Below are 339 nucleotides of genomic sequence, written 5' to 3' on the forward strand. Positions count from 1 at the left end.
TCTGAGTAGTTGCTGGATTTCCTTACGCGTTAAAGCAGCCACACGTAAAATGGAAGCTGACCATTTCATCAGACCGGCTCCTGCTGATGGGCACGAGATTGCTCTACAATTGCAATAAACGCGCGATTCATATCACTACTACTGCCTGTGCCTGCTTGTTGACGAACTTGTTTTGGAGAACCCAAAGCCAGCATCTTGCCAGCATCCTGTATCGCAATACGGTCACAATATTCTGCTTCTTCCATAAAGTGCGTANGTAATAATAATCGTCATACCCTGATCAGCTAGTTTCCCAATGGTGTACCAAAAGGCTCGTCTGGCTAAAGGATCAATGCCACT

At 45.9% G+C, this 339-nt stretch carries 1 pseudogene; it reads right to left on the minus strand.

The annotated features are described in order from the left end of the window. Window positions 1–68 precede the first annotated feature (68 nt). Window positions 69–339: pseudogene (locus JR005_RS14285) on the minus strand (ABC transporter ATP-binding protein); the annotation flags it as partial.

Origin of the sequence: Acinetobacter sp. Colony158 (assembly GCF_019264745.1) — a bacterium.
In the GTDB taxonomy this organism is placed as follows: Bacteria; Pseudomonadota; Gammaproteobacteria; order Pseudomonadales; family Moraxellaceae; genus Acinetobacter; species Acinetobacter ursingii.